General features: G+C 75.6%; 8 protein-coding genes. 4 read left to right on the top strand and 4 right to left on the bottom strand.

The genetic code is table 11. The annotated features are described in order from the left end of the window. Nucleotides 1-200: 200 nt before the first annotated feature. Entirely contained in the window at nt 201-1,808 is a 1,608-nt protein-coding gene (locus RND61_RS20155; RefSeq protein ID WP_315879398.1) for an MFS transporter, read from the bottom strand. A gap of 714 nt (nt 1,809-2,522) precedes the next feature. Here RND61_RS20155 and RND61_RS20160 point away from each other — a divergent pair. Further along, nucleotides 2,523-4,637, top strand: coding sequence for an asparagine synthase-related protein (locus RND61_RS20160; protein ID WP_315879410.1), 2,115 nt, complete (start codon nt 2,523-2,525; stop codon nt 4,635-4,637). A 695-nt stretch (nt 4,638-5,332) separates the two neighbouring features. On the opposite strand, the gene RND61_RS20165 is transcribed toward RND61_RS20160, so the two are convergent. Next, a complete protein-coding gene (locus RND61_RS20165) occupies nt 5,333-7,339 on the bottom strand; it encodes a sigma-70 family RNA polymerase sigma factor (protein ID WP_449343280.1) in 2,007 nt (668 codons plus the stop codon). Between the two features lie 556 nt (nt 7,340-7,895). Further along, nucleotides 7,896-8,678, bottom strand: a complete 783-nt coding sequence (locus RND61_RS20170; protein ID WP_391653784.1) for a TetR/AcrR family transcriptional regulator — start codon at nt 8,676-8,678, stop codon at nt 7,896-7,898. A gap of 349 nt (nt 8,679-9,027) precedes the next feature. Here RND61_RS20170 and RND61_RS20175 point away from each other — a divergent pair, with 349 nt between their 5' ends. Both RND61_RS20175 and RND61_RS20180 read left to right on the top strand, forming a co-directional pair. Further along, the gene (locus tag RND61_RS20175; protein WP_315879400.1) at nt 9,028-10,590 is read left to right on the top strand and encodes an NAD(P)/FAD-dependent oxidoreductase; all 1,563 of its coding nucleotides are present in this window, start codon (nt 9,028-9,030) and stop codon (nt 10,588-10,590) included. 107 nt (nt 10,591-10,697) lie between these two features. Beyond that, nucleotides 10,698-12,431, top strand: coding sequence for an ATP-binding SpoIIE family protein phosphatase (locus RND61_RS20180; RefSeq protein ID WP_315879401.1), 1,734 nt, complete (start codon nt 10,698-10,700; stop codon nt 12,429-12,431). A gap of 10 nt (nt 12,432-12,441) precedes the next feature. On the opposite strand, the gene RND61_RS20185 is transcribed toward RND61_RS20180, so the two are convergent. Continuing rightward, a complete protein-coding gene (locus RND61_RS20185) occupies nt 12,442-13,716 on the bottom strand; it encodes an MFS transporter (protein ID WP_315879402.1) in 1,275 nt (424 codons plus the stop codon). 142 nt (nt 13,717-13,858) lie between these two features. Between RND61_RS20185 and RND61_RS20190 the strand changes: the two genes are divergently transcribed. Further along, nucleotides 13,859-14,413 (top strand): MarR family winged helix-turn-helix transcriptional regulator, encoded by a 555-nt coding sequence (locus RND61_RS20190; RefSeq protein ID WP_315879403.1) that lies wholly within the window; start codon nt 13,859-13,861, stop codon nt 14,411-14,413. The last annotated feature ends 223 nt before the right edge of the window (nt 14,414-14,636 follow it).

The following is a 14,636-nucleotide window of genomic DNA, read 5'->3' on the forward strand; positions in this document are numbered from 1 at the left end:
CCGCCGCCGAACCCGGACACCTGTGCCACCTCCCACCCCGATAGTGCACTGGCCCGCTGACATCGCCGTTAAACCAGGCACGCACGGCGGTGGGAGATGGATCACGCCAGGTGGTGCGCCCCTCCGCGCCCCCACCGGCACCCGGAGGGCCCGGCACCCGACCCGGTGCCACGCCTCCGCGCCGGACCCCGCCCCGGGTCCTACGCCGGGGCCGACAGCAGCGGCCGGGCCCGCTCACGCAGCTCCGCCACCCGCGGTTCGTCGCCGTACGGCTCCAGACGGTGCAGCAGGTCCCGTACGTACTCCGTCGTACGGGCCGAAGAGATGCGCCCGGCCACCTCCACCGCGCGCGTGCCGGCCGCGCAGGCGGCGTCGAGGTTCCCCGACTCCAGTTCCGCTACGGCGCTGACGACCAGCCGCAGCCCGTGGGAGCGTACGTACTCCTCCGTCGGACGCGACAGCGCCTGCTCCGTGAACCTGCGCACCTGGCGCGGCGCCTTCAGGTCGCGGTAGCACTCGGCGGCGTCGGCGGCGAACCGGTCGTACGAGTAGAAGCCCAGCCACGAGGGGTCGGCGTCGCCGTCCCGCGACCGCTCCAGCCATCCCTCGGCGGCCTTCAGCGCCGCCCCGGCGGCCGCCGCGTCCCCGGCCTTGGCGTGGGCGCGGGCCTCGACGAGTCGGAAGAACGACATCGTGCGCGCCGTGGCCAGGCCGCGGTTGCGCTCCACGGCAGCCTGCGCCAGGTCCACGCCCTCGTCGGCGAAGCCCCGGTACGTGGCCTGCAGTGACATCGACGCCAGGACGTACCCGCCGAGCGGCACGTCCGCCGCCGCGCGCGCGAGGCGCAGCGCCTGGATGTAGTACCGCTGGGCGGCCTCCTGCTGGCCCGTGTCGAAGGCCATCCAGCCGGCCAGCCGGGTCAGCTCGGCGGTCGCGCCGAACAGGGCCCGGCCGACCTCGTCCGAGTACGAGCCGAGCAGCAGCGGCGCCGCGTCCACGCGCAGGCACTCGGGCACCATCGACGAACGCCAGTCCCCGCCCCCGTACTTGGAGTCCCAGCGGCGGGCGTCCTCGGCGGCCTCCCGGAGCTTCGCCACGTCGCTGTGGCCCACGCGCGCGTGAGCACCCTCCGCGGGGGGCTCCTCGACCACCGGGACGGGCACCGCGACCGCCGGAACGGGCACCGCGGCCTGGGCGCCGGCCGCTCCGGCCCGGGCGCCACACGCGCCGGCCCGGGCACCCGGGGCGGCACCGCCCGCCGGGCCGCCCGCACCTTGGGCGGGACCCGCACCCCCCGCCGTACCCGTGCCGCCGTCCTCCGCGCGCGGGACCCGCCGCTCCACGGACGGGTCGGCCGGCGTGATCAGCCACCGCGAGGCGGGCACCGCGTACGCGCTCACCGCGAAGGAGCCCGCCAGGGACTGCCAGATGCCGCCCCCGCCCGCGCGGCGCCCCGCCAGGTCCAGGCGGTACAGCTCCGTCGCCGACTTCACGGCCTCGCCCACGTCGCGCGGGAACGCCAGCCCCACCTCGGGCGCCGGGTCCGCGTCGGCCAGGCCGATCTCGTGCAGCGGCACCGGACGGCCGAGCTTCTGGCCGATCGCGGCGGCGATGAGATGGGGCGCGGCGCCCTGCGGGATCATGCCCTTCGACACCCAGCGGGCCACCGACGTCTTGTCGTAGCGCAGGGTCAGGCCGCGCTGCGCTCCCAGGTCGTTGACGCGCCGGGCCAGCCCGGCGTTGCTGATCCCGGCGAGGGCGAGAACGGTGCCGAGCTTCTCGTTCGGTCCGCGTAGCTCCCTGGACATGCGCCACCCCTCGACACCCAGACGGCCGCCGCACTGCCAGGCATAGGCGCGCGGCATTCGTAAACCCAGCGTAGTTCGCCGCATCCCCACCGTTAAGGGGTGGTGTTCCCTATGGCGGGATTGTTGTGCGTACGGGAAGTTGGCGTGCGCCCGGCTCCGGGCCGCCGTGCTCCCGGCGTGTGGCCGTGCGCCCGCCCGTGCGCTCTGGCCGGTGCCACCGGTGGAGCGCTTCCATGGTGCCGCGTGGGTCGGCCCGCTGGCGGGAACCAGCGGGCTGGGGGACACCGCCGCTCCATTCCCCGCGGGCGGTGGACCGGTCCGGGGGGCGAGCAGCGCCCTCCGGACCGCGCGCGTGGACCATGGTCGGGAGCGGAGCGGTCGACAGGCGTTTCGGTTGAGTGGGGTGCGGAGATTGGCTGAATGATGCCCATGGGTCGACCGGTCGAATCCCCTTTTCCACAAACGGAGTTGGTCGTTCCGCCCGGTGTCGCAGGGGATTGACCCCCCGCGCCGACACACCACCGCCCCATCGTCACCACATCGCCGGTCGCCGGGGCGCGTTCCCGTTCACGTACGCGCCGCCCGGACACCCTCCTGTGCGCCTGTAGTCGTGGCAGCATGTCTCCGTCGGCACCCCGTCGCACCGGCCGCCCCGCGGCGCGTGCCGGGCGGGCCGCGAGTGCCTGAAGGTGTCCACGGGCTGTGGAGGCGGCGATGCGCTGGCTGGTGGGGTGGAGCAGTATCGCCGCGAGCTTCGGCACGGTGGGCGCGGTCGGTCCCGCCGACGACGGCGCCACGATGCAGCCGGTCGGCGGACAGCTCCTGTGGGGCGACCCGGACCCCCTGTGGGCCGTCGGCGACTGGCGCCCCGACGAGGTGCGCGTCGTCAGCGTCGCCCCCGACATCCGCCTCGCCGTCCTCGGCTGCTGCGCCGCCTCCGACGAGGAGCTGAAGGTCGGCCTGTTCGCCGCGCGCGGCGGCGCGCTGCGCCACCTGACCGCCTGGCCCGGCAGCTACACCGCCGTCGTCCAGACCGGCCGCCGCGTCACCGTCACCTCCGACCTCGCCGGTGCCCGCCCCGTCTTCCACACCCCCTGGGCCAACGGCACCGCCTACGCGACCGCCGCGCTGCCCCTCGCCGACCTCATCGAGGCGCAGCTCGACATCGGGCACCTCGCCGCGCTCCTCGCCTGCCCCGAGACCCCCGAGGCGCTGCGCGACTCCACCCCGTACGCCGGCGTCAAACGCGTCCCGCCCGGCCACGCCCTCGTCCTGCGCGAGGGCTCCCGCGAGATCACCGGGTACGAACCCGTCGCCTCCCTCGCCGTCGCCGCGCCCCAACTCGACCCGGACCGCGCCGTCGAAGGCGTACGGGACGCTCTCGTCGAAGCCGTGCGCGCCCGCCTCACCGCGCCCCGCCACGCCCCCGCCGCCCTGCCGCCCGACCCCGGACCCGTCCCCGGCATGGGCCCCGCCGACCGGCGCGCCGCCCGCGGCGAGGCGCCCGCGCCGGGGATCGGCGCCGACCTGTCCGGCGGCAGCGCCTCCAGCACCCTCGCCCTCCTCGCCGCCGGCCTCCCCGGCGTGCCCGGCACCATCGCCGGGCACGGCGGCGCGGGCGCCGGCGAACGCCTCCTCGCCGTCACCTTCAACGACCTCACCGCGAGCGCCCGCGAACCCGCCCGCACCGCCGAGCTGGAACGGGCCCGCGTCCTCGCCGAGGACCCCCGCCTCCACCACGTCGTCGTCGCCGCGGCCGAGGAGGCCCTCCCGTACGCCGACCTCGACGTGCCGCTCACCGACGAACCGGGTCCCGCCCTGGTCACCGCCGCCCGCCACCGACGCCGCCTCACCGCGGGCAGCGCCGACCACTTCACCGGCCACGGCGCCCGCCAGGTCCTGGACGCCCACCCGGCCCGCCTCGCCGACCTGCTGATGGACCGCCGGCGCCGCCACCTGCTCCGCCCCGTCACCGCCCTCGCCCGCGCGGCCGGGTCGTCCGCCGGCTCCCTCCTCGTCCCGATCACCGTCTACCGGGCCGCCCGCCGCCTCGCCCGCACCCCCTACCGCGCCGGACTGGAGGACGCCGCCGGCCACCTCCTCGACGCCAACCGCGGCCTCGCCACGGGTACCGCCCCCGGCCCGCTCGACGCGTCGCTCGCCGCCCTCGCCTGGTCGCGGCCCGGGCCCGCCGCCCGCTGGCTCACCGGGGAGGCGCTCGCGGAAGTATCGGTTCGCCTCCACCAGGCCGCCACCCGCCCCACCTCCGTCCAGCGCCCCGGCGAGGCCCGCGCCCGCGCCGCCCTCGCCCGGCACGCCGCCGACCACCGCGTCCTCGAACAGGCCGCCGAGGTCCGCAGCCAGCGCCTGCACGCCCCGTTCTTCGACAACCAGGTCGTACGGGCCTGCCGCGACCTCCCCGAATCGCTGCGGGTACGGCCCGGCGCCCGCGCCGACGTCCTGCGCGCCGTACTCGCCGGAACCGGCATCCACGACCTGCCGCCGGGCTGGGGCACCGCATCGCCCGCCTCCTCCCAGGCCGCCGCCCGGGCCGGGCTGCGCGTCGCCCTGCCGCAGTTGCTCGCCCTGTTCGAGGCGCCGCTCCTCGCGGACGCCGGACTCGTCGAGGCGCGCGTGGTCCGCACGGCGCTGCGCGCCGCCGCCGACGGCGAACCCGTCCCCCTGGACGGCATCGCGGACCTGGTCTCCACCGAGCTGTGGCTCCGCCGCCTCCTGGCCCGCCGCGGCACCTGCTGGTCCGGCACGGCCGCGCCCCGTCGCCGCGCCGTCGCCGCGGGCGTACCGTCCCGGCCGACCCTCCGCTCGTGACCCGGGGCGGTCCGGTCGGTTCGGGAGCGGGTCCCCGAGCGTCTCCGGGGCGTCCCCAGGGCGTGCGTCCGCAGCGACCGCGCCCCGGTGCCGACCGCCACCGCCAGGGCCGTACCCGAGCGCCGCCCCACCGCCTCCACAGCCCGTACGCGTACGCCGCCCCGCCCCCGCCCCTCGGACGGTGTGGTCCCGCCGCCGCCCGACGCGGACCGCCCGATCGGCTCCCCGCCCCGCAGCGGCCTCCTGCCCGCCAGGGAGCCGGACACCAGCCGCACACGACACCCCGTACGGCATGCTCGTACGGCACGCCCACGCGGAACGAGCGCCGGGCCGGCCGCCCCTACCGCCCCCACCGGGCCGGTCGTCCCTACCGTCCCTGCCGGTTCAGCCGTCCCTACCGCCCCAACCGTCCCTACCGACCCTGCTAGCTCAGCCGCTCCTGTCGGGCCGGGCGGGCACGGCCTCCCCAGTGACGGGCGGCGACGGCAACTTCCCCTCGCGCCTGCCGACGGCTGTGTGATCGTCGACGCCGACGGCGCCCTCCGCACGGCGGGTGACGACCCGTGGGGCCGCGTCGCCGTGGACGCGCACCACCCCGGCTCCGGGGCCCAGCACGACCGAGACGTTCCCGAACGGGGGCCCCGGTCCCCGCCCCCGTACCGCCACCGCGTCGTACGCCCGCTCCACGGGTCCCGTCACCCGCCCCCGCAGGTGATCCGGGCCTCCGCCCAGTCCGCCAGCGCCACCGCGCCGGCCAGCCGGGACGGCTCCGTCACCAGCTTGACCGTGGCACGGCCCGCGATGCCGACGCGGACCGGCACCGCCGGGTCGCCGCCGTCGACGACGGGCGACCGCCACAGCCGCACCCCGTCCGCCCACACGGAGAAGCGGACCGGGCCGAGCCCCCTCGACATGTCGTCGATCCCGACGAGCGCCTGGTACACGGAGCACGTCCGGTTCAGGTCGACGGTCACCGACGACCCGGGGTGCACGGTGATGCCGTGCCCGTACGACGTGCCGCCGACGGACAGCCCGTGCCGCCGCCACACCCAGCCGGATCCGCCGAACCGCAGCTCGGGACCGGTGCGGTCGCCGAACACGTCGTACTTCAGCTGCCCCACCCGGTACGTGGCCGACTCGGGCGCCGGGACCGGCGTCGGCGTGGGCTCGGGGGCCTTCGTTGCCGTCGGTGGTGTCGGTCCTGGTGCCGGTGGGAGAGGAGACGCGGGCGCGGGAGACGGGGCCGGAGCCGCCTGCGAGGGCACCGGGACCGGCGTCGGTGCGGTGGCTGGCGCCGACGCGGACGCCGGGGGCGGCTTCGGAGCGGACTCCGGTCTCGGCTCCGGGCGCGGAACCGACGCCGGACCGGGCCCCGACGTCGGACCGGGCGCCGACGCGGGTACCTTCCGGCCCGGGGACGGCGGCCGAGGCGCGTCCGAGGGCGGTTCCACCACGGGTGGTACGACGGACCGCACGGCCGGCGGACGCGCCTCCGGCTCCGGTACGGGACCGGGGCCGCCCGACAGCGCCCACACCAGCCCGGCGGCCATCGCGAGGGCCGACGTCACCGCGATGCCCACCTTCACGGACACCCCCGCCCCCACCACAGCGGCCCCCCTGGCGGCACCGTCAGCAGCGGTACCCGCGGCGGCTGTCCCGCCCCCGGCGCCACCCCCGGGGACGACGCCCTCGGCGGCGGCACCTTCGGTGGTGGCGGCAGCCCCACTCGCGGCGGCACCCTCAACAGCGGTGCCTTCGGCAGTGAGCCCCCCGGTGGCAGACCCGCCCGCGGCGGCGGAACCCCCAGTGGTGGCTGCAGGCCCACTCTCGGCGGCCCCACCCGCGGCGGCGCCTCCAGCAGCGGACCCCCCGGCGGCCGACCCGCCCCCGGCGGCACCGACCGCCCCCCCAGCGACTGCTCCCGCCGCCTTGAGGGAGTACCCGGCGGCGAACCAGCCGATGACCGCGATCGGCAGCAGCGCCGGGATGCCGGCGTTGACCTGCGCCAGCTCCCCCGCCACCAACCGGCACTTCGCGCACTCCTGCAAATGGCCGCGCAGCCCCCGCTCGGCCCGCTTCCGCAACCCGCCTCGCGCGTACGCGCCGAGCCGGTCGGCGTACCGGGCGCAGTCACCGCCCGCCGTCAGGGACTGGTCGACGTGTGCCTGGAGGTACGCCTGCCGCAGCCCCTCGCGGGCCCGGCTCGCCAGGACCGCCGTGGCGTTGGCGGTCAGCCCGAACAGCGGCGCGACCTCGCGCGGCGACTCCTCCTCGACGGTCGTGTGCCACAGCACCGCCTGCCACCTCTCCGGCAGCGACCGGAACGCCCGCACGGCCAGCGACTGCTCGGCCTCCCACATGGCCCGCACGTCCGCGCCCGGCTCGACGGCGCCCTCGCCGGCCGGTTCGGACACCCGCGCCGCCTGCGCGGCGAACGCCCCGAAGTCCTCGACGAGCTGTTCCCTCCTGGCGGTCCTCGTCCAGGCCGCGGCGACGTGCCGGACAGTCGTCAGCAGGTACGCCCGCACGGACTGCTCCGGACCGGCGCCGCGGCGGACCGCCTGCAGGGTCCGCGCGAACACCTCGGCCGTCAGGTCATCGGCCGTGTGCCGGTCCCGGCAGCACGTGCGCGCGTACCGCAGCACCGCCCCCGAGTGGCGCCGGAACAGCTCCTCGTACGCCGAGTCGTCACCGCCGCGCATTCGCTGGACCAGCTCCGCGTCGGACGGCGGCAGCTCCACCGGCACCGGCCCCGCACCCGGGTTCGGCCCCGCGTCGACGCCCGGCCCCGACCCCGCGCCTGCACCCGGCCCCACGCCCGCGCCCAGGTTCGGCCCCGCACCCGCACCCGGGTTCGGCCCCGGGCCCGAGTCCGACCCCGCGCCTACACCCGGCCCCGGACCCGAGCCCGACTCCGGCCGGGGCGGCCGTACGCGGCCGCGCTGCGGCGGGACGCCCGGCCCGTCCGCACGGGTCGGGGCGTCCCGGCGTGACCGCCGGCCGCCCTGAGCCGGAACCTGCGCCGCGGACCACCCGTCGGCCCCTTCGACCGCGTCGGTGCCGCCGAGCGGACCGTCGCCACCGTCACCGTTCAACGCGACCGCCCCCGCACCCGCACCCCACCTCAGACCGGAACACGGGCACAGAGTCCCACAGCGCCCCCGGACAGCCGCGGCCACGGGAGCGCCGACCACTCATCCGGGGAGGAACTTCCGTACGGACGTGCCTACGGGCGCGTGTTCGGAGTAATCTCCTCCGTCACGGGCGCGAGCGGAGCCCCTCCAGCAGGATCTCCAACAGCCTCGCCGAGGCCGCGCTCTGCTGTGCCGCGTCCGGCAGGGACGGCGCCGCCGTCGCGATGACCAGCAGCACGTCCGCGACCGTCACGTCCCGCCGCAGTTCATCGGCCTCCCGCGCGCGGTTGACCAACTGGCCCACCACGTCCAGAAGCTCCGACACCCCCGCGTCGTCCAGCCCGGCCGCCGGCACCGCGCGCGGCGTCACCACCCGCAGCGCCGTCGGCGCGACCGCGCCCCGCTGGTGCGGCACGCGCGCGTCGTCCGGCGCGGGCACCTCCTCCACGTCCACGCCCACCCGCAGCACCTGCGGCGGCAGCAGCCGGCCGGCGCCCGACGCCACGGACGTGCGCAGGAAGCGGGCGAGCGCCGACCAGGGCTCGTCCTCCTGCCCCAGGGCGGTCCGCGCCTGGTCGGTGAGCCGGGCCGTCTCCTCCTGGGCTATTCGCCGGACCAGCACGTCCTTGCTCGGGAACCGTCGGTAGACCGTGCCCACACCGACCCGGGCCCGGCGCGCCACGTCCTCCATCGGCGCCCCGTACCCCAGCTCCCCGAACACCTCGCGCGCGGCACGCAGCACGTGCTCGAGGTTGCGCTGGGCGTCCACGCGGAGCGGCGCCGGACGCGCGACCCCGGCCACCCCGGCCCCCGCCACCCCGCCGACCGCGCCCATTCCCGCCGTCGCGGTCGCGCCGCCGACGGTCTGCGCGGTCCGCGCCTGCCCATGCGAATTCTGAATCTGCATGCGTTCCCCCGGTTGTTCGGCGTCTCCCCCCGGAGACTCCCCGCCCTGACATCCGGGGCCCGGCCCGACAACGCTCAGGTCACGCGCAACGACCCGACACCCCGATGAGATACGAACATAGTTGAGACGCAGTCAATTCAGAAGGGGTAGTTCCGTCCGGTGCGCCCCCCGATCGGAGCAAGGCCCGGAAGACTCCTGTTTCCCCTCCCGCACGGCCCTCTCCCCACCCCGTACGACCTGCGGAAATACTCTCTCCAACCACCCGTCCGGCCTCCCGCGCGGCCCCGCACCTCCGGTCACACAATCCGTCGGGCCTGTGGACAAACCCCCGAGCGCGTTGCGTCATGGGATGGTGACGGCTGCAACCCCGAGGGGATCCGACGAATCCCCGACTCGTGTGCGCGTTCTCGTCGTCGGCGGCGGCTACGTCGGCATGTACACCGCCCTGCGCCTCCAGCGGCGGCTCAAGGCCGAGATGAGGAGCGGCGCGGTCGAAGTCGTCGTGGTCACCCCCGACCCGTACATGACGTACCAGCCCTTCCTCCCCGAGGCGGCCGCCGGGAACATCTCCCCCCGCCATGTCGTCGTGCCGCTGCGACGCGTCCTGGACCACTGCCGGATCGTCATCGGCGAGGTCACCTCCCTCGACCACGCCGGGCGCACCGCGACCGTTACGACCCTCGCCACCGAGGAGGAGGACGCCGGCCCGCTGGAGCTCACGTACGACGAGCTGGTCCTCGCGCCGGGCTCCGTCTCGCGCACCCTGCCCGTCCCCGGCCTCGCCGACCACGGCATCGGGTTCAAGACGGTCGAGGAGGCCATCGGCCTGCGCAACCACGTCATCGAGCAGATGGACATCGCCTCCTCCACCCGCGACCCGGCCATCCGGGACGCCGCGCTGACCTTCGTCGTCGTCGGCGGCGGGTACGCCGGGGTCGAGGCGCTCGGCGAGCTGGAGGACATGGCCCGCTACACCGCGCGGTACTACCGCAACATCAAGCCCGAGGACCTGAAGTGGGTCCTCGTCGAGGCCAGCGACCGCATCCTGCCCGAGGTCGGCGAGGAGATGGGCCGGTACACGGTGCGGGAGCTCCGCGCGCGGAACATCGACGTACGCCTGGAGACCCGCCTCGAATCCTGCGTGGACCGGGTCGCCGTCCTCAGCGACGGCAGCCGCTTCCCCACCCGTACGGTCGTGTGGACGGCCGGCGTCAAACCGGCGCCCGTCCTCGCCGCGACCGGCCTGCCGCTCGACGCCCGCGGCCGCCTCAAGTGCACCCCCCACCTCACCGTGGAGGGCGTCGAGCACGCCTGGGCCGCCGGGGACGCGGCCGCCGTCCCGGACGTCACCGCGCCCGAACCGGGCCGGGAGTGCGCGCCCAACGCCCAGCACGCCGTACGCCAGGCGAAGGTCCTCGCGGACAACCTCGTCGCGGCCCTGCACGGCCGGCCGCTGAAGCGGTACGCCCACGAGTACGCCGGCTCCGTCGCGTCGCTCGGCCTCCACAAGGGCGTCGCCCACGTCTACGGGCGCAAGCTCAAGGGCTACCCCGCCTGGTTCATGCACCGCGCCTACCACCTCAGCCGCGTCCCCACCTTCAACCGCAAGGCGCGCGTGATGGCCGAGTGGACCCTGGCCGGGCTGTTCAAACGGGAGATCGTCTCCCTCGGCTCCCTGGAACACCCGCGTGCCGAGTTCGAACTCGCCGCGGGCCCCCCGCCGCCCCCGTCCGACACGGCCGTCACCGCCGACTCGTCGCCCGACGCCCACGACACCAGCGACGAGAGCGACACGAAGGACGTGAAGGACACGAAGGACACCAAGGACACGAGGGACACGAAGGGCACGGGGGAAACCGGCGGCCAGGGGGACGCGCAGGACCCCGGCAAGGCCGGCCCCGCAACCGATTGACGCCCTTCGTCAGTGCGCTCCGTCACACTGGACGTGTGACCATAGGTGGACCCACACCTGCACAGAGTGACTCAGCACGGCAACGACACCACGAGGCATAGAGATCCGTGAACTTCACGCGTTGGAGCGTCCGCTTCCCCGGTACGCAGCGCCGTGCCGCCGCGCGCGGCACCGACCACGGGGGTTCGCCGGCACAGCGCGGTGAAGGCTCCGTGCCCGCGGCGCGCGGTGAGTACGGCCGGCAGTCGACGCCCGGCCCCGACGACGACCCGGCGAAGCCCCCCGGCGCGCCCGGCGGACCGTCCGCGCCCGGCGCGCGCCCCACGCCCCCGGCGCTGGAGGACTTCTCCGTACGGGAGATCCTCGGCCACCTCCCCGGCCTCGTCGCCCTCACCTACGGCACCGACCACCGCGTCGCCTACGTGAACGACGCCTACGCCGCCGCCTTCGGGCCCCGCGCCCCGGGCAGCGCCGCCGCCGACAGCTGCCCCGAACTCGCCGGCCTGGGCCTCCTCCCGCTCATGGACCAGGTCCTGCGCAGCGGCAAGCCCCGCACGGTCAAGTCCCGCCGGACGAAGGACGGCGGCTCGTACACGGTCTCCTGCCTCCCCGTCGACGTCCCCGCCCACCACGGGCAGCCCGAGCGGCCCGGCGGCGGGGTCCTCGTGCACGCCGCCGACGTGACCGACCACGCCGAGGCGGCCGAGCGGCTCCGCGCCAGCGAGCGCCGCCACCGCGAGACCGCCGTCACGCTCCAGAGGTCACTCCTCCCGCAGGAGCTGGAACAACCCGACGACCTGCGGGTCGCCGCCACGTACCAGCCGGGCGGCACGGACGCGGCGGTCGGCGGCGACTGGTACGACGTGATCACCCTCGGCGCCGGCCGCACGGCCCTCGTCATCGGCGACGTCATGGGGCGCGGGGTGCGCGCCGCCGCCGTCATGGGACAGCTCCGCACCGCCGTCCGCGCCTACGCGCGCCTGGACCTGCCCCCGCACGAGGTGCTCCAGCTCCTGGACGGCCTGGCCGCCGAGATCGACGCCAGCCAGATCGCCACCTGCGTGTACGCGATCCACGACCCCAACGAGGGCCGCCTCGTCTACGCGTCCGCCGGGCACCTGCCGATCCTCGTGCGCGACGAGGACGGCACCGTCCGCCGCGCCGACGACCCGACCGGGCCGCCGCTCGGCACGGGCGGCTGGCTGCACGCGTCCGGGACGATCGCCCTCCCGCCCGGCTCCACCGCCGTCCTCTACACGGACGGCCTGGTCGAGCGGCGCGGCGAGGACATTGACGAGGGCGTCGCCGCCCTGGAGCGCGCCCTGTCCGGCGCGACGGGCGCTCCGCAGGTCGTCTGCGACCGCCTCCTGCGCTCGCTGGGCGTGACCGCCGAGCACGACGACGACGTCGCGGTCCTCGTCCTCCAGCACCCGTCCCGTACGGGCTCCGACGCGGAGCTGTTCCACAACGCCGCGCTGGACCTGCTGGGCGGTGTCGAAGCGGCCCCCCGCGCGCGTGCCTTCGCCTCCGGGGTGCTGTCCAGTTGGCGGTTCCCGGTGGAGCTGCGCGACCTGGGCGTCCTCGCGACCAGCGAGCTCGTCGCGAACTCCCTCCAGCACGGCACGCCGCCGATGCGGCTGCGGCTGCGCCGCACCGACCGGCGGCTGATCATCGAGGTGACGGACGGCGACGACCACCTGCCGCGCCGCCGCCGCGCCGAAACGGAGGACGAGGCGGGCCGCGGCATCTCGATCATCGCCACGATCGCCTCGTCCTGGGGCAGCCGCCGCACGCCCGGCGGCGGCAAGGCCGTCTGGTGCGAGTTCGCCCTGCCGGGCTGACCCGCTCCGGTCATGCGGCCGTCCCGACCGCCCGCTCCTCGGGCGCGTGCCGGGCGACGACCCGCGACCGGGCCGCCGCGTACGGGTGGTCCTGCGCCGGCGTGAGCCCCCGGCCCAGCCGCAGCGCGAGCACGCTGATCGCCAGCGAGAAGAGCACGAACGTCACGATGTACGGTCCGTGCAGCGCCGCCCCCATGGGGCCGCCCACCGCCGGCCCGACCGCCAGCGCGAGCTGCTTCACCAGGGCGAACGCCGAGTTGTACTGGCCGACCATCGCCTCCGGCGCCAGGTCGGCGACCAGCGGCGCCACGGTCGGCGACAGCATCGCCTCGCCCAGCCCGAACAGTCCGTACGTGGTGATGAACGCCGCCGTCGCCATCGCCTGGCTGCCGTGCCCGAGCCCCGCGTACCCGGCGACGAGCCACGCGACGGCCCAGATCAGGCCCACGGCCGCGATGACCCGCGTACGGCGCCCGCGCTCCACGAACCGCAGCACCAGGAACTGGGCGACGACGATGACGGCCGTGTTGGCGGCCAGCGCCATGCCGAGCGTCGACGGCTCGATCCCGGCGGCCTCCGTCCCGTACGCGGCGAGCCCCGACTCGAACTGCCCGTAGCAGGCGAAGAACAGCACGAAGCCCAGGACGCACAGCTGCACCATCGCCCGGTGCCCCAGCAGCGCCCGCAGCCCCCCGCCCTTGACGGCCGCGTGCCCGGGCCGCGCGTCCGCGATCGCGGGGGTGCGCGGCATGCGCACGGTCGCGGCGATGACCGCGAGCACCAGGAACATGGCCGCCTCGATGGAGAACAGCAGCAGGAAGCTGCCGGGGCGGCTCTCGTCGACGAGCTGGCCGCCGATGAGACCGCCGATGCCGAGGCCCAGGTTCTGCAGGAAGAACTGCAGGGCGAACGCGCGCGTACGGGTGTCGGGCGCCGAGCTCCAGACGATCATCGTGGCGAGCGCGGGCTGCATCACGGCCGTACCGGCTCCGAGCAGCGCCGCGGCCCCGACGACGGCGGTCACGCTGCCGGCGACGCCCATGGCGAGCGCACCGAGCGCGGCCAGCAGCGCCGCGCCGACGAGCACGGGGAGCGGCCCCCGGCGGTCGATGGTCCTGCCGGTGAAGGGCAGCACGGCGAGAGCGGCCATGGCGAAGACCGCCAGCACGGCGCCCGCCGCGCCGGCGCCCAGCTCCCGCACCTGAGCCACGTACACGTACAGATACGGAACGGTGAACCCGAGCCCGAACGCGCTCAGCGCGTTGCCCGCCTGGATCCGGCGCATCGCAGCGCTCCTCGCCTTGGTCACACTCACCCACTTCGATCTCGTAGGACTGAAGCCTGAAGACTTCAACACTAAATTTCGAAAGTTAACTGTACACGTCGAAGGACTTCGAAGCCAAGCGAAGCGTGGGATACTCCTCGGCATGCCCCAAGCCCAGGAGCCGAGCGCCGAGCCGAGCCTCGACGCGCAGATCGCCGCCTACCAGCGCGAATACCGTGACCTCGACCCCCAGGTCGAGCAGGTCGTCTCGGCGCTCGGCCGGCTGAACCGGCGGATGAACGTGGCGTACGGACGCCAGCTCGCCGAGCTCGGCATCGGCAACACCGAGTGGGAGGTCCTGAAGACCCTCGTCCTCGCGGGTGCCCCGTACCGGATGGGGCCGGGCGAGCTGGCGAAGCGCCTGGGCCTGACGCCGGCGGCGATGACGCACCGCATCGACCGGATGGCCGGCGAGGGCCTGGTGACCCGGGACCGGGACGAGACGAACCGGGTGCGGGTCATCGTCGAGCTGACGGACGAGGGCCGCGCGAAGTGGCTGGAGGCCATGCGCATGGCCACGGCGTTCGAGGAGGACCTGCTCCAGGACCTCTCCGGTGACGAGCGGGGCGTCCTCGGCGAGCTGCTCATTCGGTTGCTGCGCCGGGTCGAGCACGCGCAGCCGGACGCGGGCGGGCGGCTCACGGACCTGGACGGCTGACCGGCCCGTCGACGGACGTTGGTGGGGGCTTGACACGCCCTTCGCCGGTCCGTAAGGTTCTTCGGGTTGTCACGGGACCGGAACGGTTCGGTGACAGCCACTCAGCCGCGCGAAGCGGCACCCAAACCCAAGCACGATCTCCTCACGGGGTGGATTGCGGCATGCCGTAATTCATTCAAGCGGCTCGATTATGAGCAGCCGAGGAAATCCGCTAGAGTTTGAA

The organism is Streptomyces tamarix, assembly GCF_032423885.1.
GTDB lineage: Bacteria > Actinomycetota > Actinomycetes > Streptomycetales > Streptomycetaceae > Streptomyces > Streptomyces tamarix.

Bases quoted from the DNA above. Each gene is read 5' to 3' on its own strand.
- RND61_RS20185 (WP_315879402.1), bottom strand. From the start codon at position 13,716: ATGCGCCGGATCCAGGCGGGCAACGCGCTGAGCGCGTTCGGGCTCGGG.
- RND61_RS20155 (WP_315879398.1), bottom strand. From the start codon at position 1,808: ATGTCCAGGGAGCTACGCGGACCGAACGAGAAGCTCGGCACCGTTCTC.
- RND61_RS20165 (WP_449343280.1), bottom strand. From the start codon at position 7,339: ATGCGCGGCGGTGACGACTCGGCGTACGAGGAGCTGTTCCGGCGCCAC.
- RND61_RS20190 (WP_315879403.1), top strand. From the start codon at position 13,859: ATGCCCCAAGCCCAGGAGCCGAGCGCCGAGCCGAGCCTCGACGCGCAG.
- RND61_RS20170 (WP_391653784.1), bottom strand. From the start codon at position 8,678: ATGCAGATTCAGAATTCGCATGGGCAGGCGCGGACCGCGCAGACCGTC.
- RND61_RS20175 (WP_315879400.1), top strand. From the start codon at position 9,028: ATGGTGACGGCTGCAACCCCGAGGGGATCCGACGAATCCCCGACTCGT.
- RND61_RS20160 (WP_315879410.1), top strand. From the start codon at position 2,523: ATGCGCTGGCTGGTGGGGTGGAGCAGTATCGCCGCGAGCTTCGGCACG.